Raw genomic sequence first — 25,511 nt, 5'->3', positions numbered from 1 at the left:
CGGTCATGTCGACCCAAGTTGGGCCCGTCGACGTGGACGCCCTGCGCGCGCGCCTCGACCGGGCCACTGCTGCGGCCTCCATCGCGGGCGTGGACGCGTTGCTCATCGCGCCCGGCTCCGACCTCCGCTACCTCATCGGCGCGGGCGGGTCGTCGTTCGAGCGGTTGACGTGTCTGGTGCTGCCGGTCGGTGGTTCGCCCGTGCTGGTGGTGCCGAAGTTGGAGCAGCCCGGTTACGCCGCCGTCCCCACCGGCGAACTCGGTGTCGAGGTCGCCACCTGGGTCGACGGCGAGGACCCGTACGCGCTGGTCAAGCGGGCGTTGAAGGGCACGCGGACCGCGGTCTCGGACATGATGCCCGCCCTGCACACCCTGCGGTTGCGGGACGTGGTCGGTGCGGATCAGGTGTTGGCCGGCCCTGTGCTGCGGGAGCTGCGGATGCGCAAGGACGCCGCCGAGGTGGCCGCGTTGCGCACGGCGGGTGCGGCGATCGACCGGGTCCACGCGCGCATGGCGGAGTGGCTGCGTCCCGGCCGCACGGAGGCCGAGGTGGGCGCGGACATCGCCGCCGCGATCGTCGCCGAGGGCCACACCGTGGCCGACTTCGTCATCGTCGGCTCCGGCCCGAACAGCGCCTCGCCGCACCACGACGTGTCCGACCGGGTGATCCAGGCCGGTGACGTGGTGGTGATCGACATCGGCGGCCCGGTGGCCGAGGGCTACAACTCCGACTCCACCCGCACCTACGTGCTGGGCGAGCCGCGTGACGCCGACGTGTGGGAGACCTACTCCGTCCTGCAGAGAGCACAGCAGGCGGCCGTCGAGGCGGTACGGCCCGGCGTCACGTGTGAGGCGGTCGACGCCGCCGCCCGCCGGATCATCGCCGACGCGGGTTTCGGCGAGTACTTCGTGCACCGCACCGGCCACGGCATCGGGCTGGACGTGCACGAGGAGCCCTACATCGTCGGCGGCAACGACCTGCCGCTGGAGCCGGGCATGGCGTTCAGCGTCGAACCCGGCGTCTACCTGCCCGGCCGGTGGGGCGCGCGGATCGAGGACATCGTGGTGGTGACCGCGGACGGCGTGGAGAGCGTCAACAACCAACCGCACGAGCTGGTGGTGTTGCCGACGTGACGAACCTGGAGCAGATCGACCGGGCGATCCTGCGCGAACTCGCCGCGGACGGCCGGTGCAGCTTCACCGATCTCGCCGAACGGGTCGGGTTGAGCGTGTCGGCCGTGCACCAGCGGGTGCGGCGGCTGGAGCAGCGCGGCGTGGTCCGCGGTTACGCGGCGCGGCTGGACGGCGACGAGGTCGGCCTGCCGTTGACCGCGTTCATCTCGCTGACCCCGATCGACCCGGCGGCTCCGGACGACTACCCGAAGCGGCTGGAGCACCTGCCGCAGATCGAGGCGTGCTACTCCGTCGCCGGTGACGCCTCGTACGTGCTGAGGGTCCGGGTGGCCTCGCCGACGGCGTTGGAGGAGCTGCTCAGGCAGATCCGCGAGGTGGCGAACGTGTCCACCCGCACCACGGTGGTGCTGTCCACGCCGTACGAGGACCGGCCGCCGGCGGTCTGACCCGCAGGCGTCACGTGAAGTCACGTGGAGTCGAGTGAAGTCAGGTGAACAAGCGGTTCCACGTGTTCGCGAAGCGGGCGAGCACGTCGCGGTCACGTCGATCGGGCGCCTGCGGGAGCAATCGCCTGACCTCGTCGTCGGTCGCGGGCCGCACCGAGAGCACGAACTCGCGCACCGCCTCCACGTCCGCCCAATCGGAGACCACGGCCACCGCCTCGACGTCGCCCATCCGCCGCACGAACACGTGGTCGGTGGAGTCCGGTCGGTACACCAACTCGGTGGTCTCCACCGTCGCCGGCCGCACGACCAGGCGCGGGAACGCGTCCAACTCCCGGCTGTCGCTGTTCGAGACGTAGGCGAGTTCGGCGTGGCCCTCGGCGATGATCAGCCGCGGGAAGTCGTACCCCTCGGGCGTCGCGATCAGCAGCACCCCGCCGGGCAGCTTGGCGTGCGCGATCCGGGACGCGGCGTCGTCGGCCGGCATCGTGGTGGGCAGCCAGATGCCGAAGGCCACCGCCGCGACGGTCACACCCACCGCGACCAGCCGCACCACCAGGCCGTGCGCGAGCATGGCCGCGACGAGCGCGAACGATACCCCGATACCCGGGATGGCCAGCCACGACGGCAGGTCCACCGGTTCGCTCGCCTCCAGCACCGACGAGTAGAACACCGCGCCGACCAGACCGAACACGCTCACCAGCGCCGCCCACCCGAGGCGGGGCAACACGGTCGCCGTCAACGGGCTCGCCTTGGCGGTGAACGTGCCGATCAGGAAGACCATCGCGAACGGCCCGATCATGCCGACCGCGACCAGCCCGGCGCTCCCGATGAAGAACCCGAACACCACCAACCAGCCGACGACGACCGCCGACAACCCCATGACGAGCCACACCACGGCGATCTGCACGGGCACCCGGAAGTCGATCACACCGCACACGGTCCCGTGAGGCGCGGCCACCGGGCATCGGTGGATCTACTCAACAGCTACTCGAACGGGTCGGCGGGGATCGCGTCGTAGGCGGCCTGCACGCGGGCCATGGCCGCAGCGTCCACCTCGAACTCGACGTCGTCGATCCGCGACACCGCGACCACCCCGACCGAGTTGGTCAGGAACGCGCCGCGGTAGCGGCCGACGTCCGCCAGCCGCACCACCTCCCGGCGTGACGGCAACTCCCGTTCCAGCAACTGCATGGTGATCCCGTGCAACCAGTCGGCCTGCGCCCACACCAGCTCGTCGCCGTCGTCCAGGAACGCGATGTTCGCGATCGCGCCCTCCACCACCACGCCGTCGGCGGTGAGCAGCGCGTCGTCGTAACCGGCCTGCTCGGCACGGTTGCCGTGGTGGATCTGGCCGAACCCGCCGAGGTGCTTCACGTGCGGCAGCGGGCGGGTGTAGTCGACCGACATCAGGCGCTGCGGCCTCGCCGGGGGAGTGGACGGCGGCCGCACCACCACCATGACCGATGGCACGCCGACACCGAACACGACGACCCGCACGGCCGCGTCGAGGACGTCGTCGCCCAGCGCGTGCGAGACCAGGCCGCGGACGCGGTCGCCGGACAGGCCCGTGCCGTACAGCTCTCGGGTGCTCTGGTCGAGCCGGCGCAGGTGCAGGTCGAGGCCCTTGGTGCGGCGGTCCCGGACCTGCATGGCGGTGAAGTGCCCGTAGTTGGCCAGGGAACCGGCCGCGAGCCGCTCGATGGTCGGTGGCCCGCCGTCGATCTCGATCCTCAGCACGGACGCAACCGTAGCGTGGCAGGAATCGAGGGTTGTAGGTCGTTGCCGCCGTGCCGGCTGGTGGAGAGGGTGATGGTGTGGAACGCGAGGTGCTGGTCGTCGGGCACGAGGGGGCGACGCTGACCGATATCGCGGGCCCGGTGGACGTCTTCGACGGCGCCAACCGGGTCCGCGGCGGCTACCGGGTGCGGCTGGCGGCGGTCGGCGGCGCGTTCGCGGTGTCGGGCGGGCTGCGGATGGAGGCCGAGGACCTGCGGGAGCTGTCCGGAGCGGTGGACACGGTCGTGGTGGTCGGCGGCTTCGGGTTCGGCGAGGCGGCACGTGACGCGGAACTGCTGCACCACCTGCGGCGGGTCGCGGCCGACGCACGGCGGGTGGCGAGCGTGTGCACGGGTGCGTTCCTGCTGGCGGCGGCCGGGTTGCTGGACGGCGCCCGTGCCACCACGCACTGGGCGTTCTGCGACCGGCTCGCCGCCGATCACCCGTCGGTGGAGGTGGTGCCGGACGCGATCTACGTGCAGGACGGGCGGCTGGCCACGTCCGCCGGCGTCACCGCGGGCATCGACCTGGCGTTGGCGCTGGTGGAACGCGACCACGACGCCGCGGTGGCCCGGCTGGTCGCCCGCTGGATGGTGGTGTTCCTGCAACGGCCCGGCGGGCAGTCGCAGTTCAGCGTGCGGGCCCGCGTGCCGCCGGTCCGCGAACCGGGTCTGCGGGCGGTGCTCGACGCCGTCGCCGACAACCCGGCGGCCGGCTGGACGGTCGAGGAGATGGCCCGCCGCGCCGCGATGAGCCCCCGGCACTTCGCCCGCGTGTTCCCGCTCCGGGTCGGCGCGCCGCCCGCCCGGTACGTGGAACGGGTCCGGGTCGAGGCGGCGGCGGGAGTGTTGGAGTCGGGTGACGAGGGGCTGGACGTCGTGGCTCGACGCAGTGGTTTCGGCACGGCGGAGACGATGCGCCGGGCCTTCCTGCGGGTGCTCGGCGTGACGCCGGGCGGTTACCGCCACAGGTTCCGCACTTCCGGTGCGGCGTGAACAGGGGGACAAGTGATGGATGTGGCTTTCGTGCTCTACCCGGACATGACGGCGCTGGACCTGATCGGGCCGTACGAGGTGCTGGCGCACCAGCCGGAGGTGACGGCCCACTTCGTGGCCGCGTCACTCGACCCGGTGCGCACCGACGCCGGGCTGACGATCGTGCCCACGACCACGTTCGACGCGCTGGACCGCGCCGACGTGATCGTGGTGCCCGGCGCCGGCGGTTGGGCGGCGGTGCTGGAGGAGGGCGTGGTCGCGGCGTGGTTGCGCAAGGTGCACCCGACCGCGACCTGGACCACGTCGGTGTGCACCGGGTCGACGCTGCTGGCGCAGGCGGGCATCCTCGACGGACGTCCCGCGACCACGCACTGGGCGTTGCGCGACGAGTTGGCCGCGCGCGGCGCGGTGGTCAGCACCGACCGGGTGGTGATCGACGGGAATCTGGTCACCGGGGCCGGGGTGTCCGCGGGGATCGACATGGCGCTCACCCTGGTCGGCCGGATCTGGGGTGACGAGCGGGCCGAGTTCACCCAACTCGTCATCGAGTACGACCCCCGGCCGCCCTACGACGCCGGGTCCCCCGAGACGGCGCCCGCCGAGTTCGTCGCCTTCGCCCGCGGCGTGGTCCGGGGGAGCTGACCTGGTCGACCTGGTCACCGCGACCAGCACGGCGGGCTGCCCGCCGTGCTGGCGCAGCACTTCCAGCGGCAGCCCGGCCAACGCCAGCACCGACCCCTCCGGGAACACCTCGCCGTCCAGGTCGAGCCCGCCGCTGAGCACGACCACCAGCGCGTCCCGCCACTCCCGCGCGTCGTAGGGGCGGGAGCCCGCGACGGTGACCACGCGGACGTCGAAGCTCACAGCGTCGCGGGCAGGCCGAAGAGCGGGAACCGGTCCGGCGGGAACGTGATGACCTCGGTGATCTCGCCGTCCTCGACGCGCAGCACGTCCAGCGCCACCGGCTTGAAGAACTCCTCACCGGGCTTGCGGGCGTAGTTGGCGAGGGCCGGCTGCCGGTTCGCCCTGGTCTCCAGCACCTTCCACTCGCCGAACGCCTCCGGACCCACCATGACCGGCGCCCAGAAGCCGACCAGCACGTCCCGGCCGCGGTACCACTCCGGCTGCGGCGGCATGGTCCACGTGGCGTCCTCGCGCAGCGCCGCGGCCAGCATCTCCATGTCACAGCGCTCGGTGGCCTCGATGAACTTCCGCACCACCGCCTTCTCCCTGGGATTCGGCTCGCCCGACCAGTCGGCACGCCGTTCCGGCAGGTGCTTGCGCATGGTGACGCGGGCGCGTTGCAGCGCGCTGTTCACCGCGGGCACGGTGTCCCCCAGCAGCGCCGCCGTCTCGCTCGCAGGCCACCCCAGCACGTCCCGCAGCACCAGCACCGCGCGCTGCTTGGCCGGCAGGTGCTGCACCGCGGCCAGGAACGCCAGCTCGATCGTCTCCCGCGCCACCACCTCCGCGTCCGGTTCGGCGTCGAGCAGGGCGTCCGGGAACGGCTGGAGCCACGGCACGTCGGCCGCGGGCATCTCGTCGGTCGTGGCGAGCTCGGGACGGCGGTTGATCACGTCGAGGCACGCGTTCGTGGCGATCCGGTACAGCCAGGCGCGGTAGGACGAACGTCCCTCGAACGTGTCCCTGGCACGCCACGCCTTGAGGAACGTCTCCTGCACCAGGTCCTCGGCCTCGTCGAACGAGCCGAGCAGCCGGTAGCAGTGCACCCGCAGCTCGTGCCGGTACCGCTCGGCCTCCTGCGTGAAGTCAACCGTCATCGCCGCAACCTCGCTCATGGTCACCCTCCGGGCTTGTACGGTGACGTGCCGGTCGCACGCCGCACAACATGTCATGTGACGCCACCGGCCCGCGAAACTCATCGGTCACGTCGGATCGGGGTGGCAGTTTGGGCGAGGGCACGGGTTTCCGCGCGGTGTTCGCGGTGCCGGAGTTCCGGGTGCTGTGGTCGGCGGCGGTGCTGTCGACCGTCGGCGACCAGCTGGCCCGGGTGGCGTTGTCCGTGCTGGTGTTCCAGCGCACCGGGTCCGCGGCGTGGACGGCGTTGACCTACGCGTTGACGATGCTGCCCGCGCTGGTGTCCGGGGTGCTGTTGAGCGGGTTGGCCGACCGGTACCCGCGGCGGACCGTGATGGTGGTCGCGGACGTGGTGCGGGCCGTGCTGCTGGCCGTGATGGCGGTGCCGGGCGTGCCGCTGCCGTTGGTGGCGGCGTTGTTGGTGGTCGCGCAGCTCGCGGAGCCGCCGTTCGCCGCCGCGCAGGGCGCGCTGCTGCCGTCCGTGCTGGGGGACCGGTACGAGGCCGGGCAGTCGGTGCACCTGATCACCCACCAGGCGGGGCTGCTGCTGGGGTTCATCGGCGGCGGTCTGGTGGTGGCGTGGCTGGGGACGTCGGGGGCGTTGTTGGCGGACGCGGTGACGTTCGCGTTGTCGGCTCTGCTGCTGCGGTTCGGGCTGCGCCTACGTCCCGCTCCGGCTTTCGTGCCCGCCGTGCACGTGCGGATCCGGGCCGGTGCGGCGTTGGTGTGGCGGGATCGGCGGCTGCGGCTGTTGGTCGGGTTGGGGTGGCTGGCGCTGTTCACCGTGGTGCCGGAGGGGTTGGCCGCGCCGTTCTCGGCGGAGGTCGGTGCCGGTGCGGCGGGTGTCGGTCTGCTGCTGGCCGCCGACCCGGCCGGGATGGTGCTGGGGACGATCCTGCTGCGCTTCCTGCCCACGTCGCTGCGCGTGCGGTTGCTCGGACTGCTGGCCGTCGCCACGGCGCTGCCCCTGGTCGGCTACCTGCTCGCGCCGAACCTCGTCGGCGCGGTGGCGCTGCTCGCGGTGAGCGGCGTGTTCAGCGCGTACCAGGTGACGGCGGGCGCCACGTTCGTCCGCCTCGTGCCGGACGAGCAACGCGGCCAGGCGCTGGGCTTCGCCCGCAGCGGCCTGGTAGCCGCACAAGGCATCGGCGTGGCCGCGGGCGGCCTGCTGGCCAGTGCCACCGGCTCCCCGACCACCGCCATCGCCGTCGCGGGCATCATCGGCACCGTCCTGGCCCTCACCGCCACCACCGCCTGGTCCCGCATCGCACCCGCCGCAGTGAGCTGAACCCGCCCGGCTCCGGTCGCCGCCGCACGCCGGCCTGGGCATGTCACCGGCCAAGCGTGGCGAGAGGCGGCCGTCCAACGCGGCTTGGAACGGACCGATGTGCACCCTGGTCGGGTCCGAACGGCGCTGTTCATGCCATGGAGAGCGCGTCCGCGCACTCGGTGCCGTCGGCCGGCCGTGGTTGCTGCGGCCGTCGTCGGGATCATGGTGGGGTGCTGTGGCGCAACCGGTCGTTTCTGTTGTTGTGGTCCGGGCAGTCCGTATCCCTCATCGGGTCGCAGGTGACGGTGGTGGCGGTGCCGTTGGTGGCGGCGCTGACGTTGGGTGCAGGGGCGTGGGAGATCGGGGTGGTGGCGGCTTGTGGGCGGTTGCCGTACCTGGTGTTCGGGTTGCCGGCGGGGGTGTGGGTGGACCGGTTGCCTCGGCGGGTGGTGGCGGGGGTGTGTGCGGTTGGGCAGGCGGTGAGCCTGGGGGTGGTGCCGGCGGCCGCGGCGGTCGGGGTGTTGTCGGTGGGGTTGTTGGCCGTGGTGGCGGCGGTGGCGGGGGCGTTCGCGGTGTTCGGGGACATCGCGGGGTTGGCGTTGGTGCCGATGGTGGTGCCGCGTGAGCAGTTGACGCGGGCTCAGGGGGCGGTCGAGGTCGGGCAGGCGACGGCGCAGGTTGCCGGGCCCGCGCTGGGCGGTTGGCTGGTCGGGGCGATCACGGCCGCGGGCGCGTTGCTGGCCGACGCGGTCAGTTTTCTCGTCGCGGCGGCCACCCTGGTCGGGGTGCGGGTGGTGGAACGGCCGCAGGCGAGCGCGGGGATGTCGGCGGGTGTGCGGGCCGTCTTCGGTCACCGGGCGCTGCGGCGGGTCACGTTGTGCACCGCGACGCACATCTTCTGGTTCAACGCCTTCACCGTCGTGGTCCTGTTGCACCTCGTCACCGACCTCAACATGTCGGCCGCGCAGTTGGGCCTGACGCTGTCCGTCGGAGCGGTCGGTGGGCTGTTCGGCGCACTCGCCGCCGCGCGACTGGGCGAACGGTGGGGGCGTCGCCGGACCATGGTCGCCGCCATCCTGGTCACCGGGAGCGGGCAGGCGCTGGTCGCGGTGGACCAGCTGCTGATCGGCGCGGTGGCGGTGATGTGGTTCGCCCTCCAGATCTACAACGTCCACCAGGTGCCGGTGCGCTACGAGACCACTCCGACCGAGCTGCACGGGCGCGTCAACGCGACCATCCGCACAGTGGTCTGGGGCACGGCGCCCGCGGGCGCGCTGGTGGGCGGGCTGCTCGGCGATGTCGTCGGCCTGCGGGCGACGCTCGTGCTCAGCGGCGTCGGCGCCGCGACGGCGTGCCTGTGGCTGGTCCGGACACGGGTCGGCTGACCGCGCCGGCCGCGGGAGTCGGAGAGCTCGCCGCGGCCCGCGCCTGGCCTCGGAAGTCGTTCACGGTCGCTTGTGGCACTCGGCATCACCAGATCTTGTCGCGCATGGCGGCGCACCCCCCTGGGCATGGCTTGCGGTTCGGACTCGGTCACCAGGGGATTCACCAGATCTTGTCGCGCACAACCGCACCTCCGTCCGTCTCGACAGGGCTGTTGATCAGCGGTTTCACCAGATCTTGTCGCGCACCGCGATCACCTCCAGCGGTTTGCCTCACCCCGGTAGCGGCTGACATCCGGGCAGGTCACCATTACCGTGACCCTCCGTTCGGATACCATGACAGTCCGGGATAGACAGTCGTGAGGAACCATGGGCACAGCGCGTTCGAGGTCGTGGGGCGCTCGACGCTGGTCACTATGGTCCCTGCCGCGACAGGCCCTGGTGTACGTGCTGTCGGTGGATCTGCTCGCCGTCGTCGCGATCGCGGCCACCACCGCCTGGCCGGTGCCCGCCGACTCGTGGATCGCGTTCGCCGTCCTGGCCGGCTGTGCCGCGCTGCACCTGCACTGCTCGCGCTGGATCGAGCGCATCCGCCGCGACCACAGCCACCTGCCGCACGTCGACCTGTGCAGCATCTGGATCGTGGCCGGCGCGCTGGTGCTGCCGCCGACGCTCGCCGTCGCGCTCGTCGTGCTCATGTACGCGCACCGCTGGTGGGTCGTCGGCCGCTGGGACGCGTCACGCCCACCGCACCGGTGCGTGTTCACCACGGCGATGATGGTGCTGGCCGCGCTCGCCGCGAGTACCGTGGCGGGCTTCACCGGCCTGCGTGACCACCTCCAGGCCGGGCAGCCCGGAGGCGCGCTCGACCTCGTCGGACTCGTGGGCGCGGGCACCGCGCAGTGGCTGGTCAACACCGCCCTGGTGGCCGCGGTGATCCTGCTGACGGTCCGGCCGCGCTCGGTGAAGGACTCCATCGGCAGCGGCGCGGACAACCTGCTCGAAGCCGGTCAGCTGGCCATGGGCGGGTTCGTCGCCCTCGGCGTGGCGTGGTGGCCCGGGTTCGCGGTGCCGATGGTCGTCGCGGCCGTCGCCCTGCACCGCACCGTGCTCATCCACCAGCTGGAGCTGGCCGCCCGCACCGACACCAAGACCGGCCTGCTCAACGCCGAGGCCTGGCACCTGCAGGCCACCCTGGAGCTGCAGCGCACCCGCCAGCAGCCGCCCGGCGCTAGTGTCGGCCTGTTCATGATCGACGTCGACCACTTCAAGGACATCAACGACACGCACGGCCACCAGACCGGTGACCTGGTGCTGCGGCGCATCGCGGCGGCGCTGGAGTGCACGGTGCGGCGCGGTGACGCGGTGGGCCGCTTCGGCGGCGAGGAGTTCGCCGTGCTGCTGCCCGGCGTGGAGCACGAGGAGGCGGTCGCGATCGCCGAGCGGATGCGCTCGGAGGTGCACCGGGTGTTCGTGGACGACGGCAACGGCGCGGTGGTGGCAGGGCTCACGGTCAGCATCGGCATCGCGGTGTGGCCGGACGTCGCCGAGGACACCGTGGAGGGACTGCTCGCGGCGGCCGATTCCGCGCTGTACGAGGCGAAGCGGCTCGGTCGGGACCAGGTGCAGGCGGCGGGCCGGGTGCGCCGTTCGCGGTGGACGCCGGCGGCCAGATCGGAACGCCCCGGCGTATAACAACCGCGGCCAACCGCCGGATCTCCTACAGGTCCGGCCCCGGGTGGCGTAGTTTCTGCCCGCCACCACCACACGGTGGATCATTCGCTTGCAAGGGTCGTGAGCCAGTGGACCTCGGTGCTCCGCACGGAATCCGCTTCCGCTTCGAAGCGGGGCTGCTGCGTGCCGTCCTGCTCGACGTGCACCGCAAATCGCCGGTCGAGGCGGGTGAGCAGCTGACCGCCGAGGCGGGCGCCCGTGACCTGCTGGTCGACGAGACCCGTGACGGCCACGTGCGCGCGGTGCTGCGGCAGCGCTTCGACCTGCCCGCGCCGGCCCGCTGGCGGCTCGCCGTCGACGCGCCGGCCACCCAGACCGACGACGGGGTGGCGTTCGCCCTGCCGGACTCGGTGTCGCTGCTGGTCTCCGGCTCGTCGCCGTGCCTGGTCGAGGACGGCGGCGTGGCCGTGGAGCTGCCCGCCGGCGAGTCCGAGCTGAGCGTCACGGTGACCAGCGAGCCGGTGTTCGAGGTCGGCGACACGGTCGTGGTGTGCCGCCCGGACCAGGTGCGGGAGGCCGCCGTCGTGGTGTCCTGCCTGCCCGCCGACCGCCTCACCCCCGTCGTCGCGCTGAGACCTCGAGGCGTGTCGTCCCACCGGCACGACGAGCTGATGACCGACATGCTCACCGCCATGGGCGTGCGGCGCGCCGTGTTCCTCGCCGAACCGGGCGACACCGAGCCGGACGGGACGGGCCTGGCCGCCGCGCTGTTCCCCGACCTGCCCGAACGCCTGCACCTGCCGTGCGAGGACCCGGTCGGCCTGACCGGCAAGGCGTGGGAGCTGCTGCGCGGCGACGGTGAGCCGGAGCGCACGCTCGACGTCGCGCCCGACGCCGATTTCGTCGCCGCCCTGTTCACCGCCCTGCGCACCGGTTCGGCGCTGCGCGTGGACGAGGGCGCGCCGTCGGTGCCGTTCGCCGAGCACAACCCGGACGACGGTGACGAGGCCGTGCTGGTCGAGCACACCGGCGAGGTCGACGACCTGACCGGCGCCCTCTACGCGCACCACCGCGGCGCCCGTCTGGTGATCACGCCGAAGCCGGACCTGGCCGAGGTGGGCACCGTGGTGGCCGAGGAGCAGGACCGGGTCACCGCGGCGGCCGGCGCGATCGGCGACGCGGTCAAGGGCATCGGGTTCGTCGAGGCGCTGTGGCGGTACCTGTCCACCGGCGGGCACGACCCGTACGCGGCGGTCGAGGCCGTGGTCACCGCGCAGGTGCCCGCCGAGGTGATCGCGGAGGTCGGCGACCGCGGGCTGACCGCGTTCACCACCGGCCTGCCCTACTCGTTCGTGCACACCGAGACGGTGAACTGGGCGCGCAAGCCGATCGGTCACGTGGTGGCAGACCCGGCGCTGGTGGTGCTCACCGAGCTGCACCGCGCCGGCGTGGCGCGGGAACCGGGCGCGTTCAGCCTGGTGTTCGACTCCGGGGCGTTCCTAGCCGTCGGCGGAGCCGACAATCGGACACAGGTGCCCGAGACTGAGTTGCCCGGGCACTGGTCCCTGGGACACCACACCCACCCGATCGTGTTGTCCGACCAGGACGCGTCACCGGACGCGCTGCGCGACCTGGTCGAGGACCTGCCCGTCGAGCTGGTGTTCTTCAACATCCACGACGCCGAGGACGCGATCCTGCTCGGCGGCCACGGGCTGCCGGACGCCGACATCCCGGTGGCCCTGCGGCACCGGCCGATCGTGTTCAACAACTCCTGCCGGTCGTGGACGGACCTGGGCCGCGAGTTCGTCCGGGCCGGCGCGCGCGGCTACATCGGCACGCTGTGGACCATCCCGGCGAACCTGGCGGCGGGGTTCGCACGCACCGTCGTGCGGCGGCTCACCGCCGAGGAGACGCCCGCCGCGCGCGCCATCGTCAACACCGGCACCCCCGGCGGCATCGAGCGGTCCTACCTGTACGTGGGCACCGTCAACGGCAGGCTGGACGAGTGGCGCGACCGGTCCACCACCGACGCAGAGGCGGCGCTGACCGGGTGCGAGCTGCTGGCCGCCGCCTCCCGCGACTGCGCCGGGTCGCTGTCGCCGGTGCTGCGCCGGGAGATCTCCGCGCTGCGCAAGGTCGCCGAGAAGGGCGACGCGACCGACACCCCGTCGTACGCCGACGTGCTGCTGGCCGAACTCCGGCTGGAGGACGACGACGAACGGGCCGCCGACCTGGTCGAGCGGATCGACGCCCTGCTGCCCGATCTCGACCTGCCCGACGACGAGGTCGAGATCCTGTGGGCGACCAGGTTCGAGCTGACCGGGACACGGTCCGAGCGGCGCGGGGAATACGCGGCCGCGTTGGTGGACTTCGAACGGTGTGTGGGCTTGGGCGACGCGTGCCGCGACCGGGCGGGCGTCCTGCTGCGGATGGCGAGGCTGCTGATGCACGAAGGCAGGACCGACGAGGCCGGACAGGCGGCGCGGTTGGCGCACGACGAGCACCGGGCGAACGGGAACAGATCAGGGCTGCTGGAGTCGATCACCGTGCTCGACGGCCTCGGTGACGCGGACCCCGAGACCGCGCTCCGGTACGCCGTCGAGGGCCACGACCTGGCCGAGGCACTGGGCGACCGCGCCCGGCAGGCCGCGTTCAAACTCGCCGAGTGCGACCGGCACCGCGAGAACGGCGACCTCGCCGAAGCGATCGACGCCGGGTCGCGGGCCGTGGAGCTGTTCCGGGCCGAGGGCGACGACCGGCAGGAGCTGGCCGCGTTGCGCCGGCTCGGCGCGTGCCACCACGACCGGGGTGACCTGGAGACCGCGCAGCACTACGCCGTGGTCGGCCTCGCCCGCGCCGAACAGGTGGGCGCGGCGGCCGAGGTGGCGTCGTTCCACGACGACCTGGGCGGCGTGCTGACCGCACGCGGCCAGCACGGCAAGGCGTTGGAGCACTACCGGCACGCGGTGGAGAAGCTGGTCGCGACCGGCGCGTGGGAGCGCGGCGCCGAACTGCTGCCGCACCTGGCCGTCGGCGCGGTCCGGGCCGACGACCCGGAGGCGCTGTGGACCGCGGCCCTGTGCGGCGGCCTGATCTGCGAGGTCGCGCCGCGCGAGGTGTGGGCGTCGATCGTGCCGCTGGTGGTCGACTCGATGAAGCGGGCGATCGAGACCGGGCCGCTGGAGCTGACCGAACGCGGCATGACCGACTTCGCCAGCGCGGTGACCGCCGGCAACCGCGAGGACATGCCGTTCCAGGTGGGTCTGCTCGCGGACGTGGTGGTCGTGCTGCTGGCGTGGCTGATGGACCGCACCGACCCCGGCATCCTCGGGTTCGCCCGCGAACTGGACCGCACCAGCGGCGGCGTGCTCGACCTCATCGGGTACGTCTCCGTGCCGTACGCCGAACGCGCCCGCAACCCCGGCGTGGGCCGGTCGCGGCCTACCAGTGGCGGCCCGCGCTGAGGTCGTCCAGTTCGGGGCGGGAGAGGTGCAGCACCTGGTAGCGGACGTCCGCGTCGTGGGGCGCCGTGTTCCACAGGGTGAAGTGCACCAGTTCCCAGTGCCTCGGGTCGATCGCCAACGCGGTGGCGTACACCTCGGGGTGGTCCTTGCGCTGCTTGAGCTCCTCCAGGGCCTGGTCCACGGCCTCGGTCGGGTCCGTGTCGGCGGGGATGTGCTCGGTGCGCTTGGTGGCGGCGGTGGGCGTCGTCGCGGTGCCCCGCTCGAAGGCGAGACCGACCCAGTGCTGCACGGTCGGGCGGCCGAAGTCGGCGCTCAGCCCCCGGAAACCCGGACCCCACAGGAAGCTGTTCATGCCCTCGGCGGTGCGCCACAGGTAGAACGGGGCGTACTGGTTGACCGGCGAGCCGTCGACACCGCGTTCCCGCATGCAGAACGCCTTCAAGCCCAGGCCCGGGAAGTCGTCCAGCGCGGAACCGCGCGTGGCGACGCGGGTGCGGATGATCCCCATGTCGTAGTCGGCGGGCAGGGTGATCTCGTAGTGCATGGCGTGCATGGTCAGTTCCCCCGGTACGTGGCTGCGGTGCGCGGGTACAGCTCGCGGTAGGCCGCGAGGTGGCCCCAGGGTGTGGTGACGGACTCGGCTCGGAGCAGACCGTGCACGAGTGCCCGGGCGAAGACTTCCCGTGCCGCGGTGAGTACCTGTTCCGGGTCGGCGTCGTGGGTGCCGGTGGTGGCGGCGAAGACGGTGTCGCCGTCGGTGAGGCCGTGTGCCGGGCGGACGGCTATGGCGAGGCCGTCCTGGGCGGCGTTGGCCAGACCGAACAGGTGCGGCAGGCGGGCGTTGGTGGCGATGACACCGATGACCGTGTTGAACGGCCGCGCGTGGCCGGTGTTCGCGATGTCGAGGTCATCGCCCTGGTACGCGGGGAACTCGTCCGGCAGGCCCAGGTGCGTGGCGAACGGCAGGCCGGTGCCGACGTCGACCGACGGGCCGACCGCGTTGAGGGCCGCGATGGCGCCGACGATCACACCGCCGGGCAGTTCGACGCTCGCGGTGCCCAGACCGCCTTTCAGGGTGGCGTTGAGGGCGCCCGTGCCCGCGCCGACGTTGCCCTGCGCGACCTCGATGCCTGCGTTGCGCACGGCCTGCGCGCCGTCGTCCGGTCCGGGATGGGTGTGGAAGTCACCGCCCCGGCCGAGGTCGAACAGCGCGGCGGCGGGCACGAACGTCCCCAGTTCGCGCGCCGCCCCGTCGGCCGCCGAGAGCCCGTACGCGCTGCCACCGGTCAACACGATGCCGCGCACTTCCCGGCCGCCGTAGCGGGGGTCGAGCGCGGCCGTGTCCCGAGTGGCCGGAGCCCCACCGCGAACGTCCACAGTGGACAGCGTGCCGGGCGGGAACAGCACGGCCGTGGTGCCGGTCAACGCGCCGTCCCCGATCCGCGTGACGTGCCCGACCAGCACACCGGGCACGTCGGTGATCGAGTTCCGCACGCCGTCGATGCTACGGAACAGACGGCCCCGCTACACCGTCCGGGTGATCATCGGTATCCGGCAGGTCGGGCGGAACGGCGGTGGTGCATCGTCGCGCAACGCACGTTGCGACGCGGGCGATGGCCGGTCAAGGGATCAGGGCGGAGGACTGGTTGTTGGCGGGGGAGTGGAGTGAGGCCCTCGGAGCAGACGTCGACGTGGCCTTCTACGCCCACCACCTGCACCGGGGCACCGCTCAGGGTGCTCAGGACGATCCGTCGTCATTGGAGCCGGGCGCGCAGGAGTTGCTGGTCGACTGGACCGAGTTGCTGCGGCCCGGCCTGAGCATCCCGCAAGGGCCGCGTACCGCCCGTGCCCGCCAGGCGGTGGACTGGATCACGCGCAACTTCGGCGCCGCCGCACGGGTGTTCGCCATCGCGTTCTGCCGCGAAGTGCACACCTATCTGTCCACGCCGGACTCGCCACGTCGGGCCGCCGTGCGCCGGACCGTCGCAGACGCCATCACCCAGCGCCGCCCGAACGTGATCGTCGCGCACTCGCTGGGCAGCGTCGTCACCTACGAGACCCTGTGGGCGCACCAGGACCACGACGTCGACCTGCTCATCACCATCGGCAGCCCACTGGCCATTCCCCGGACGGGGCTGCGGGAGCACTTCGACGGCGTGGAACGGGACATCACGGTGGTGATCGGCGAGTGGGACTTCCACACCGCGACCGCCTACCTGCGCAACCCTGAGGTGGCCGCGCTGTTCGCCTAGGACGTCACTCACCGGAGGTGAGCAGGCGTGCGCCGATCTCGCGGACGACCGAGGCCAGCAGATCGACGTCCTCCTCGGTGGTCCGCCAGTTCACGATCGCCGGACGCAGCGCGACCATGCCCCGGTACACCGTGGTGCCGGCGTAGACCCGGCCGTCCTCGATCAGTTCCTCGCCCAACCTGCGGTTGAGGTTGTCGAGGGCTTCGGGCGGCACGCCCGGGGGCCGGTAGCGGAAGCAGACGATGAACAGGTTGATCGGGGCGAGCAGTTCGAGGTCCGGTGCCTCGGCGATCCGGCGGCCCAGGCGCAGGGCCAGGTCCTGGTGCCGTTCGACCATGGCCCGGTGCCCGTCCAGGCCGTAGGCGCGCAGCGTCGCCCAGATCGGGATGGCCCGCGCCCGGCGCGAGGACTCAGGGCCCAGGTTGCTGTAGTTGACGAACTCCTCGTTCGGATCGGGCAGGTACGGGGCGTTCCAGCTGCCGAACGCACGGCCCTGCAACGACCGCTCCCGCACGAACGCGACACCGCTCTCGTACGGCACGTTGAGCCACTTGTGGCAGTCCGCCGCCACCGAGTCGGCCCGCTCCACCCCGCGCACCAGCCCCGCCGTGCGCGGGGACAGGGCGGCGAACAGGCCGAACGCGCCGTCCACGTGCAGCCACGCACCGTGCCGTTCCGCCAGGTCGGCCATCTCGTCGATCGGGTCGTAGTCGCCGCCGTTGACCTCGCCCGCGTTGGCGATCACCACCGCCGGACCGGACGACGCCAGCGCGCCGTCGAGGGCGTCCAGGTCGAGCCTGCCCGCGTCGTCACGGGTCAGCGTCCGCACCGAGTCACGGCCCAGACCCAGCAGTTGCAGCGCCTTGCGACTGCTCGGGTGCACGTACCCGCTGGAGAACACCGGCATCCGCGGCAGGCCGGCCAGGCCGTCCGCGGTCACGTCCACCCCGTGCCGTTCCGCCCACCAGTACCGCGCGCACGCCAACCCGGTCAGGTTCGCGAACGTCGCACTCGGCGTGAGCACCCCGCCGAACGACGTGGGCAGGCCGACCATCTCCTTCAGCCACCGCAGCACCACCGTCTCCGCCTGCGCGGCGAACGGCGAGCACACCCACAACCCGCTCATCTGGTCCAACAGCGACGTCACCCAGTCCGCCGCCTGCGCGGCCGGTGTCGCGCCGCCGACCACGAAGTGGAAGAACCGCGGCCCGGACGAGTGCGTCGCCGCCCGCGTGCCGATGCGCAGCAGGTCCGCGATCGCGGCGATCGTCCCGTCACCGGACCGCGGCAACGGCCCGTCCATGTCCTTGAGCAGGTGAGCGTGCGTGGCGTCGCGCACCGGCAGGTGCGGCAGCGCGTCGAGGTAGGGCCCAGCGGCCCGCGCGACCATCCCCAACGCCTCGGCGGCGTCGTCCCTAGCGTTCAGCGGATCGCCCATCAGTGAAAGGTAACCGGGGCGGGGCCCATCGGCCCGGGTCGATGGGAATCGCGTGGAGCTTCGCTATAAGTGTGCAGCCTGTATAGCGATCATGTGGCCGTGGTCCGGAAGGTTCGGCAGTACGCGATGCCGCGTACGACTTGGGCTTGCGCGTGGTGTGGTGCCCGAAGTACCGCCGTCCGGTGCTGGGTGGCCTGGTCGGGGTGCGGTTGCGGGAGTTGATCGACGCCGGCAAGAACGGGCGCCCGCGCTGACATCCGGTCACCCCGCCGCGACGGCCTCGCGGACCGCCGGGACGATCTCCCGCGCCCACGTGCCGAGCGCGACGTCCGTCAACGGCTCGCGGACGGGGAAGAGCACGAAACCGGACGCGTCGTGCTCCAGCACCGCGCCGGTCAGTTCCTCCACCCACTGCCCGACCGAGCCGCCGACCCACCGGCCCCGCGCGTCACGGGTGGCGGTGAGCGGGGTCGGCGAGATGACACCGGGCAGGTTGTAGATCGTGGCGATGTCGCGCGGGTCCCGGCCCGCGGCCGTCGCCGCCTCGTCGATGACCGGGCGGGAGGTCCGGTACCGCTCGCTGAGCCAGTCCGCGGCGTGCCCCGGAATCCACCCGTCGGCGAGCCTGCCGGTGACGGCCAACGACTTCGGCCCGACCGAGCCCGTCCACACCGGCGGGGCCGGCACCGGAGCCGGTTCCAGGGCGGTGACCTGGTAGAACTCGCCGTCGAACGTCACCGGCTCACCACCGCCGGACAGCGCCCGCACCAGCGTGATCGCCTCCGCCAACGCGCGGATGGCGGCTCCGGGCGTCAGCTGGGGAACACCCAGCCGGACGATGTCGTCCCACAGCCCGCCCGCGCCCATGCCCAGCACGACCCGGCCTCCGGACAGGGCGGACAGCGAGGTGACGGTGCGGGCCAGCATGGGCGCGGGACGGCTCGGCAGGTTCGTCACGCTCACCAGCCCCGAGATGTCCGTGGTCCGGCCGAGCGCGACACCCACGATCGAGTAGGCGTCGAGTCGGGCACCGAAGTAGGGGTGGTCGGACACCGTGAACAGGTCCAGGCCGGCGCGATCCGCCTCGACGGCGAGCCGCAGGGTTTCCCGCGCCTCGCCGACCGCGGTGCTCACGCCGACTCCGAACAGCGGCTTCCGTGTCGACATCGGTGTTCCTCTCAAAGGGATTAGTTCGTGGTCCGAATCAGGTGGCGTATCGTGACCACATGGCCAAGGCCGCTGGTGAACAGATGGGTGTCGTCACCGCGCTGGTCCGGTCCACATTCCTGGTGAACGCGGTGTACGCCGACACGGCCCGGGAATACGGGCTGACCCAGCAGCAGGGGCAGCTGCTCTGCGTGCTGATGGCGCAGCCGTACGGCATGGGCGAGTTGGGCGAGGTGCTGGGCCTGGCGAAATCCAGCCTCAGCGGTCTGGTGGACCGGACCGCCCGGCGTGGCCTGGTCCGCCGCGAGTCGGACCCGTCGGACAACCGGGCGGTCCGGGTCGAGCTCACCGCCGAAGGCAGTCGGCTCGCGGACGGGTTCTACGCCGAGACCTGCCGGCGGATCGAGCAGCTGCCCTCGGGACTCGACGACACCGAGCGCGGCACCCTCGCGGACCTGCTCGCCCGCGTCGTGCGGGACAACGAGGTGCCGCCGGTCTTCATGGTGTTGAACGAGCAGGGCTGAGCCCGGGCAACTCCACGAACCGCCCGGTGAACAGGTCCGCGCCCTCGTACCGCACGACCGCCGCGGCCGGCGGCACGGTTGCGCCGTCCGGGGCCGGCACCTGGCCGACGCCGCCTTCCGGACCCGGCGGCAGCAGGATCGACGGCGCGGGGGAGGGTCGGTAGGTGGCCGTCGGCTGCTCGCCGCGCACCTGCGCCACGATGTTCTCCGCCACCACCTCGGCGTGCCGCATGGCGGCGCCCCCGTACCCTCCGCCGACTACCACGACAGCACGGCCCATTGCGCACACTCCCCAGTGGTTGCCAAGTTCGCCCTACGAACCATACTAGTTCGTAGGACGAACTTGTCAAATTCAGTGGGAAAGTCAGCGCGGGTCGTCGCGCTCCCGGCGCACGGTCACCTTGCGGCCCTTGATGGTGGCGCCCCGCAGTGACGCGATGACCTGCTGCGCCGACGCCTCCGGCACCTCCACCAGCGAGAACCGGTCCGCGATCTCGATCGCGCCGATCTCTCGGCCGTTCAGCCGCGCCTCGCCCGCGATCGCGCCGACCAGGTCCTGCGGCCGGATGCCCGAGCTGCGGCCCGCGCCGACGAACAGCCTCGTCATGCCCGCGGACGGCTTGCGGGGCTTGCGCGGCTCACGGCGGTCGCCGCCGGCCTCGCGGCCACGGCGTTCACCGGCCCCGGCCCGCGGCACGTACTCGGGGATCTCTTCTTCATCGGACGCCGCGCCACTGGCTTCGTGCGCGAGTTTGACCGCCGCGAGTGCCACCTCCATGACGTCGAACTCGTCGGTCAGCGTCTCCACCACGACCCGGAAGTGCTCCAGGTCGTCCTCCAGCAGGCTCTCGTGCAGCGCGGCCCTGGTCAGCTCCAACTTGCGAGCCCGCAGGTCGGCGATGGTCGGGACCTTCTCCATGTGGATGCGCTGCTTGGTGACGCGCTCGATGGTCTTGAGCATGCCGTGCTCACGCGGCTCGGCCAGGGTGATCGCCACGCCCTCGCGGCCCGCCCGACCGATCCGGCCGATGCGGTGCACGTACGACTCCGGCGCGGACGGCACGTTGTAGTTGACGACGTGCGTCAGCTGTTCGATGTCCAGGCCGCGCGCCGCCACGTCCGTGGCCACCAGCAGGTCGGCGGTGCCGTTGCGCAGTCGCGTCATCACCCGGTCGCGCTGCTCCTGGCTGATGCCGCCGTGCAGCGACTCCGCCCGGTAGCCGCGCCCGTTCAGCGTCTCGGTGAGCTGGTCGACCTCGTCACGGGTCCGGCAGAACACGATCGCCGCGGTCGGCGCCTCCACGTCCAGCACCCGGCCCAGCGCGGCCGGCTTGTGGGCGCGCGGCACGACGTACGCGCTCTGCCGCACGCGCGGCGCCTCGCCCGGCTCGGCCTCCTCGCGACCGATGGCGATGCGCACCGGGTCCTTGAGGTGTTGGCGGGCCAGCCGGTCGATGCGCCCCGGCATGGTGGCGGAGAACAGCACGGTCTGCCGCGTCTCGGGCGTCTCGTTGAGGATCGTGTCCAGGTCCTCGGCGAAGCCCATGTCCAGCATCTCGTCGGCCTCGTCGAGCACGACGACTTTCAGGTTCTCCAGCTTCAGCGTGCCCCGGCTGAGGTGGTCCACCGCGCGACCCGGGGTCGCCACCACGACGTCGACGCCCTGCTCCAGCACCCGCAACTGCCGCCCGATGGGCTGGCCGCCGTAGATCGGCAGCACCCGCGCGCCCAACTCCCGGCCGTACCGGTGCACCGCTTCGGAGACCTGCACCGCCAGTTCCCGGGTCGGCACGAGCACCAGCGCGAACGGCGCCCGTGAGCTCCGCTCACCGCCGCCTGCCAGGCGTTCCAACACGGGTAGCGCGAACGCGGCGGTCTTGCCGGTGCCGGTGGCGGCCTGTCCGAGCAGGTCGCGGCCTTCGGTCAACGGCGGGATGGCCTCGCGCTGGATGGGGGTGGGCTCCTCGTAGCCGAGGCCGGTGAGCGCCCGGAGGAGTTCGGGGCGCAACCCGAGGTCGGCGAAGCTGGTCCGGTCGTCGGGCTCGTCGTTCATACCCTCAAGTCTCGCTGATCGCCCCTGAACCGCTTGGCGAGGGGGTACCGCCGGCCAGGTGATCCTGAAGTTCGGCATGCCGAAACCGGTGAACAGGCCCCACCGCGCGCAACAGACCCAGCCGGTGCGCGTCGCCCAGAAAGACGCCAGGTCACGCGGCAGCACGCCACGGCGGACCGGTTTGACCGTGGCCACCAGGTAGGCCAACCACGCGTGGCCTGTTCACCGTCGGCTCGCCGCGCTGAACTCCGCGAGCCACCGCTCCACCTCGGCGGACGACCGCAGCCGCACCCACGGCACGCCGATCCGCGGCAACCGGTCCGGGTACTCGGCCTGCTGCCTGCGCCACGCGCGCAACGCCCACGCCACCACCGAATTCGACCCGAACAGCATGCCGAGCGTTTCCCGGTTGCCGTTCCACAGCTCGGTCCGGCGCACGATCCGGCCCGTGCTGCGGCGCACCAACCGCAGCACGGTCACCCACAACGGCAGGTCGAGCCAGACGATCAGGTCCGCGCGGTGCCACAGGACTTCCGCGGTCTGGTTGATGTAGTTGCCGTCGGTCACCCACGCCGGCCCCTCGGTCGCCGCCACGACCCGCGCCCGGAACTCCTCCACCGGCGGCGACGTCCAGTCCGGGCCGTGGTCGATGGCGTCCAACTCGACGTGCACGCCGTCGACCAGCGGGGCCAACGCGCGCGCCAACGTCGATTTCCCGACACCGCTGACCCCGAGGATGACGATGCGACGTGGGTCCATGCGGCAGCCTCCCGAGGTGATCGAACCGCAGAGGCTTACCAGCTCGTCATGCTCTACCGCCATCCGATTCGACGTCGCGCCGATCTCACACCACGAGTATCCGGGACCAGGCGAAGTCCGGACCGATTTGGCGGAAGTCCGTACCCCAACACAAATCTGTCAACGGCCGGTCGACGCGGGCTGCCAGCATCGACGACGTGTCCTTCGACCTCGTCGGACGCCCGACCGAACGGTGAGGGGGAATCGGCCGTGCGCATGCGCATCCCGAACTCCGCGAGAAGCCGCACGACCACGCACCACGTCCCCGGATCATCGGGGGCCCGGACATGACCGACGTCTTGTTACGCGCGGGGCACATCGTCGCCGTCCTGGCGGTCGTGCTGGTCGCCGCGTACGCGGGGCGGCTCGCGGCGCGCGCGTTGCGGCAGCCCGAGGTCATCGGCGAGATCCTGGCGGGCATCCTGGTGGTGCCCGTGGTGCTCGCGGTCGGCGGCGCGCCGGCCCTCGCGGTGGTGCTGCCCACCGACGTGGTGAGCCCGTTGAGGGTGATCGGCCAGGTCGGTCTGGTGCTGTTCCTGGTCGGCGTGGCGCACGAACTCCGGCACGGCGGCACCGGTCTGGGTGCCCGGGCGGTCGGTTGGGTGACCGCCGGCTCGTTCCTGCCCGCGCTGTTCACCGGCCTGGTGATGGCCGCGTGGGTGGTCTGGGTGGCCGATCCGGAACTGCGCGGCGACGCGCCCACGCCGGCGTTGGTGCTGATGATCGCGGTCGCGTTGAGCGTCACGGCCGTGCCCGTGCTGGCCCGGGTGCTGGAAGACCGGGACATGGTGGAGAGCCCGGCGGGGAAGCTCGCCATGGCCGCCGCCGTGGTCACCGACTCGGCGGCGTGGGTGCTGCTCGTGGTGGCCGTCGGCATCTCCGGTGGGCTCGTGGTGTCCCTGGTGCTGCTCGTCCTCGGTGTCACGGTGACGGTCGTCGGCCGCATCCTGTTGCGCGGCCGGGTGCCGATGTCGTGGGCCGAACGCTTCCCCCGCGCCACCGCCGCGGCGATCTCCGCGTTGGCGTTGCTGGTGGCGTTCCAGTTCGAGCACTGGGGCCTGACCACCGTGTTCGGCGCGTTCGTGGTCGGCCTGGCCATCCCCGGCGGGGCGTGGGCCGGGGCCGTGCGCCCGGTGATGTCGTTCGGACGACTGCTGGTGCCGGTGTTCTTCGTGGTGGCGGGCATGGGGGTGGCGAACGCGCCGCGCGGCTCGGTGCCGTGGAGCGCCATCGCCATCGCGCTGGTGCTGGCCATCGTCGGCAAGATCGGCGGTGGCTACCTCGGCGGGCGGCTGGCGGGCCGGGACCGCCGCACGGCGGTGACGATCGGCGTGCTGGTGAACACCCGCGGCCTGACCGAGATCGTGGTGCTGCAAGCCGGGTACACCGCCGGCCTGCTCTCCGTGCGGCTGTTCCTGGCTTTGGTGGTGATGGCGTTGGTGACCACTGCCATGACCGGACCGCTGCTCTCCCTCATCGAACGCCTGGGCGCCTCTAAGCGGGCGTCGGTTCCCGAGTCGCCGGAGAACAGGTCATGACCCAGCCGGCGTCCACGCACTCCTGCGTGGACGCCGGCCTGCGGATCATCGAACCGTTGCCGTGCTGGCTCACCTCAGTTCACGCAGCCCTCGTCGGAGCTGGGCTCGCCGGTGGCGGGTGGTGCCATCGTGCTGCCGGGCCAGTCGGCCAGGAAGCCCGCAGCGAAGGACCGGACCAGGTCCGGGGAGACCGGAAAACCCCACCCCGAAGCCACTTCGATCGGCTCGCCGACCGGGATGGTCGCGGTCCGGACCGAGATGTTCCGGGTCAGCCTTCCGGCGAACTCCAGCAGGTCCCAGCCCGGATCGGTGCGCACCTGCGCGTGTGCCGCCCCGACCAGTCGCGCCAGCTTCGCCGGATCGTTCTTGACCTCGCCGGTCACCTTCGCGACCAGCCCGCGCAGGAACGCCTGATGCCGCACGACCCGGTCGAGGTCGCCCTGCATCAACCCGTGGCGCTGCCGCAGGAACGCCAACGCCTGGTCCTCGGACAGCGTCTGCCGCCCGGCGGGCAGGTCGACACCGGAGTACTCGTCGCGCGTCGCGGCCTTGAGGCAGACCTCCACACCGCCGACCGCGTCGCCCAACGCGGCGAAGCCCGCCATGTCGACGGCCGCGTAGTGGTCGATCTCCACGCCCGCCAGCGCCTCGACCGTCCGGACCAGCGCCTCCGCGCCCGCCGCGTCCCCGTCCCGCCCCTCGGCCTGCGCGGCCGTGTGCGCCTGGACGTAGGCCGAGTTCAGCTTCCCCATGCCCACGCCCGGGATGTCGACCCACGAGTCGCGCGGCAGCGATGCCGCGGCGATCGAGCCGTCCGGGCTGAACCGCGCCAGGACGACCGAGTCGGTGTTCGCGCTGTCGTCCAAGCCGATCAACAGCACGGTCTGCCCGGTCGGCGGCGCGGCCTGCTCGATCGGCGGTGGCGGCGCCGCGCTCCGGTCCACGCTCAGCGGCACGATCACCGCGACGGCCGCCGCCACGGCGGTCAGCGTCGTGGCGGCGATCAACGCGATCGGCCGACGTCGGGACCGCTTGCCGTGCAGGTTCGCCAGCACGGACCGGTAGTCGACCGCCTGGTCCGCCTCGGCCGCGATCGCCTCGCGGATGAGGGCTTCCTGTTCGGTCATCGCAGCACCTCCGACGGGGTGTTCTCGTTGATCCGCAGCTTCTGGAGCGCGCGGGAGATGTGACTGCGCACGGTGCCTTCCGTGCAGCCCAGGATCTGGGCGATCTCGGCGTCGGTGCTGTCCTCGTAGTAGCGCAGCACGAGTGCCGCACGCTGCTTGCGCGGCAGCACGGCGATCCGGGCGCGCATCGCGTCCCGTTCCGCGTGCCGGACCGCCGGGTCGGCGACCACCGGCGCCAGTTCGTCGAGCGTGGTGTGCGTCGAGGAGACGTCCCGGGCCGCCCGGCGGCGACGCCACGACAGGTACTCGTTGGTCACCATCCGCTTCACGTAGAGGTACGGCACGTCCACCGCCCCGATCCGCGCCCACCGTTGCCGTGCGCGCAGCAGCACGTCTTGGACGATGTCCTGGGCCAGGTACTTGTCGCACGTCAACGCCGTGGCGTAGCGCAAGAGTCGATCAAGACGATCGGTGACGAACTGGTCGTAGTCGTCGTCCGGCACGTCGCCCCCTTCTGCCGCTGTCGGTTCGATTGCGGTCGGGAAACCCCTTGGAGGACGCGCCACGTTGAACCAAGCGGGTGTGACCTGCGACACTCCTCGCTTCTAACCCTATATGGGGGTATACATGGGGTTAGACGGATTTGCCGAAGGGGG

23 protein-coding genes are annotated in these 25,511 nt (G+C 72.1%); 11 read left to right on the top strand and 12 right to left on the bottom strand.

What is annotated here, in order from left to right:
* The first annotated feature begins 5 nt into the window (after nt 1-5).
* Nucleotides 6-1,133 carry a M24 family metallopeptidase gene (locus ALI22I_RS31365; protein ID WP_077009114.1) on the top strand — a complete coding sequence of 376 codons (1,128 nt, stop codon included), beginning with the start codon at nt 6-8 and terminating at the stop codon, nt 1,131-1,133.
* The gene (locus ALI22I_RS31360) at nt 1,130-1,579 is read left to right on the top strand and encodes an Lrp/AsnC family transcriptional regulator (RefSeq protein WP_179118430.1); all 450 of its coding nucleotides are present in this window, start codon (nt 1,130-1,132) and stop codon (nt 1,577-1,579) included. Before ALI22I_RS31365 ends, ALI22I_RS31360 begins: the two co-directional genes overlap by 4 nt.
* Before the next feature lie 40 nt (nt 1,580-1,619).
* Here the strand turns inward: ALI22I_RS31360 and ALI22I_RS31355 are convergent, their stop codons facing one another.
* Together ALI22I_RS31355 and ALI22I_RS31350 are read right to left on the bottom strand one after the other, a co-directional pair.
* Nucleotides 1,620-2,507, bottom strand: coding sequence for a hypothetical protein (locus ALI22I_RS31355; RefSeq protein ID WP_143532523.1), 888 nt, complete (start codon nt 2,505-2,507; stop codon nt 1,620-1,622).
* 56 nt (nt 2,508-2,563) lie between these two features.
* On the bottom strand, nt 2,564-3,316 hold the full coding sequence (locus ALI22I_RS31350; protein WP_077009112.1) for an aminotransferase class IV: 753 nt from the start codon (nt 3,314-3,316) through the stop codon (nt 2,564-2,566).
* A gap of 77 nt (nt 3,317-3,393) precedes the next feature.
* Between ALI22I_RS31350 and ALI22I_RS31345 the strand changes: the two genes are divergently transcribed.
* The gene (locus ALI22I_RS31345) at nt 3,394-4,350 is read left to right on the top strand and encodes a GlxA family transcriptional regulator (protein ID WP_077009111.1); all 957 of its coding nucleotides are present in this window, start codon (nt 3,394-3,396) and stop codon (nt 4,348-4,350) included.
* Nucleotides 4,351-4,365: 15 nt separating this feature from the next.
* A complete protein-coding gene (locus ALI22I_RS31340) occupies nt 4,366-4,992 on the top strand; it encodes a DJ-1/PfpI family protein (protein WP_077009346.1) in 627 nt (208 codons plus the stop codon).
* 218 nt (nt 4,993-5,210) lie between these two features.
* On the opposite strand, the gene ALI22I_RS31335 is transcribed toward ALI22I_RS31340, so the two are convergent.
* Nucleotides 5,211-6,206, bottom strand: coding sequence for an RNA polymerase subunit sigma-70 (locus ALI22I_RS31335; RefSeq protein WP_083752155.1), 996 nt, complete (start codon nt 6,204-6,206; stop codon nt 5,211-5,213).
* Between the two features lie 53 nt (nt 6,207-6,259).
* On the opposite strand from ALI22I_RS31335, the gene ALI22I_RS31330 reads away from it, so the two are divergent.
* The 4 genes from ALI22I_RS31330 to ALI22I_RS31315 all read left to right on the top strand — a co-directional run bounded on the left by ALI22I_RS31330 (nt 6,260) and on the right by ALI22I_RS31315 (nt 13,958).
* Complete coding sequence (locus ALI22I_RS31330) at nt 6,260-7,456, top strand: MFS transporter (protein WP_077009109.1); 1,197 nt, start codon at nt 6,260-6,262, stop codon at nt 7,454-7,456.
* Between the two features lie 212 nt (nt 7,457-7,668).
* Nucleotides 7,669-8,823, top strand: a complete 1,155-nt coding sequence (locus ALI22I_RS31325; protein WP_179118429.1) for an MFS transporter — start codon at nt 7,669-7,671, stop codon at nt 8,821-8,823.
* A gap of 444 nt (nt 8,824-9,267) precedes the next feature.
* Nucleotides 9,268-10,515 (top strand): GGDEF domain-containing protein, encoded by a 1,248-nt coding sequence (locus tag ALI22I_RS31320; RefSeq protein WP_238598674.1) that lies wholly within the window; start codon nt 9,268-9,270, stop codon nt 10,513-10,515.
* Between the two features lie 107 nt (nt 10,516-10,622).
* Nucleotides 10,623-13,958, top strand: a complete 3,336-nt coding sequence (locus ALI22I_RS31315; protein WP_077009108.1) for a tetratricopeptide repeat protein — start codon at nt 10,623-10,625, stop codon at nt 13,956-13,958.
* Here ALI22I_RS31315 and ALI22I_RS31310 read toward each other — a convergent pair.
* Both ALI22I_RS31310 and ALI22I_RS31305 read right to left on the bottom strand, forming a co-directional pair.
* The gene (locus ALI22I_RS31310; RefSeq protein WP_238598673.1) at nt 13,936-14,502 is read right to left on the bottom strand and encodes a DUF4865 family protein; all 567 of its coding nucleotides are present in this window, start codon (nt 14,500-14,502) and stop codon (nt 13,936-13,938) included. The genes ALI22I_RS31315 and ALI22I_RS31310 overlap by 23 nt on opposite strands.
* 11 nt (nt 14,503-14,513) lie before the next feature.
* Nucleotides 14,514-15,452 carry a P1 family peptidase gene (locus ALI22I_RS31305; protein ID WP_179118428.1) on the bottom strand — a complete coding sequence of 313 codons (939 nt, stop codon included), beginning with the start codon at nt 15,450-15,452 and terminating at the stop codon, nt 14,514-14,516.
* A 119-nt stretch (nt 15,453-15,571) separates the two neighbouring features.
* Between ALI22I_RS31305 and ALI22I_RS31300 the strand changes: the two genes are divergently transcribed.
* Nucleotides 15,572-16,210 (top strand): hypothetical protein, encoded by a 639-nt coding sequence (locus ALI22I_RS31300; RefSeq protein ID WP_077009106.1) that lies wholly within the window; start codon nt 15,572-15,574, stop codon nt 16,208-16,210.
* A gap of 4 nt (nt 16,211-16,214) precedes the next feature.
* Here the strand turns inward: ALI22I_RS31300 and ALI22I_RS31295 are convergent, their stop codons facing one another.
* Together ALI22I_RS31295 and ALI22I_RS31290 are read right to left on the bottom strand one after the other, a co-directional pair.
* A complete protein-coding gene (locus ALI22I_RS31295; RefSeq protein WP_077009105.1) occupies nt 16,215-17,648 on the bottom strand; it encodes a pyridoxal phosphate-dependent decarboxylase family protein in 1,434 nt (477 codons plus the stop codon).
* Nucleotides 17,649-17,909: 261 nt separating this feature from the next.
* Nucleotides 17,910-18,815, bottom strand: coding sequence for an LLM class flavin-dependent oxidoreductase (locus tag ALI22I_RS31290; protein WP_077009104.1), 906 nt, complete (start codon nt 18,813-18,815; stop codon nt 17,910-17,912).
* 59 nt (nt 18,816-18,874) lie between these two features.
* Here ALI22I_RS31290 and ALI22I_RS31285 point away from each other — a divergent pair, with 59 nt between their 5' ends.
* Nucleotides 18,875-19,339 (top strand): MarR family winged helix-turn-helix transcriptional regulator, encoded by a 465-nt coding sequence (locus ALI22I_RS31285; RefSeq protein ID WP_202971107.1) that lies wholly within the window; start codon nt 18,875-18,877, stop codon nt 19,337-19,339.
* Here ALI22I_RS31285 and ALI22I_RS31280 read toward each other — a convergent pair.
* From ALI22I_RS31280 to ALI22I_RS31270, 3 genes are all read right to left on the bottom strand, one after another.
* On the bottom strand, nt 19,314-19,619 hold the full coding sequence (locus ALI22I_RS31280) for a hypothetical protein (RefSeq protein WP_179118427.1): 306 nt from the start codon (nt 19,617-19,619) through the stop codon (nt 19,314-19,316). The genes ALI22I_RS31285 and ALI22I_RS31280 overlap by 26 nt on opposite strands.
* Nucleotides 19,620-19,703: 84 nt before the next feature.
* Complete coding sequence (locus ALI22I_RS31275) at nt 19,704-21,392, bottom strand: DEAD/DEAH box helicase (RefSeq protein ID WP_077009102.1); 1,689 nt, start codon at nt 21,390-21,392, stop codon at nt 19,704-19,706.
* A 222-nt stretch (nt 21,393-21,614) separates the two neighbouring features.
* Nucleotides 21,615-22,151: a hypothetical protein gene (locus ALI22I_RS31270; RefSeq protein WP_077009101.1), complete on the bottom strand. Its 537-nt coding sequence runs from the start codon at nt 22,149-22,151 to the stop codon at nt 21,615-21,617.
* 326 nt (nt 22,152-22,477) lie between these two features.
* Between ALI22I_RS31270 and ALI22I_RS31265 the strand changes: the two genes are divergently transcribed.
* Complete coding sequence (locus tag ALI22I_RS31265; RefSeq protein ID WP_077009100.1) at nt 22,478-23,728, top strand: cation:proton antiporter; 1,251 nt, start codon at nt 22,478-22,480, stop codon at nt 23,726-23,728.
* Nucleotides 23,729-23,802: 74 nt separating this feature from the next.
* Here the strand turns inward: ALI22I_RS31265 and ALI22I_RS31260 are convergent, their stop codons facing one another.
* A complete protein-coding gene (locus ALI22I_RS31260) occupies nt 23,803-24,855 on the bottom strand; it encodes an LCP family protein (protein WP_077009099.1) in 1,053 nt (350 codons plus the stop codon).
* Nucleotides 24,852-25,358, bottom strand: a complete 507-nt coding sequence (locus ALI22I_RS31255; RefSeq protein WP_077009098.1) for a SigE family RNA polymerase sigma factor — start codon at nt 25,356-25,358, stop codon at nt 24,852-24,854. The genes ALI22I_RS31260 and ALI22I_RS31255 overlap by 4 nt, the downstream gene beginning before the upstream one ends.
* Nucleotides 25,359-25,511 lie beyond the last annotated feature (153 nt).

This window comes from Saccharothrix sp. ALI-22-I, assembly GCF_001984175.1.
GTDB lineage: Bacteria > Actinomycetota > Actinomycetes > Mycobacteriales > Pseudonocardiaceae > Actinosynnema.
Note: the sequence above shows the minus strand (reverse complement) of the source record. Positions and strands in the feature narration are given on the sequence as shown.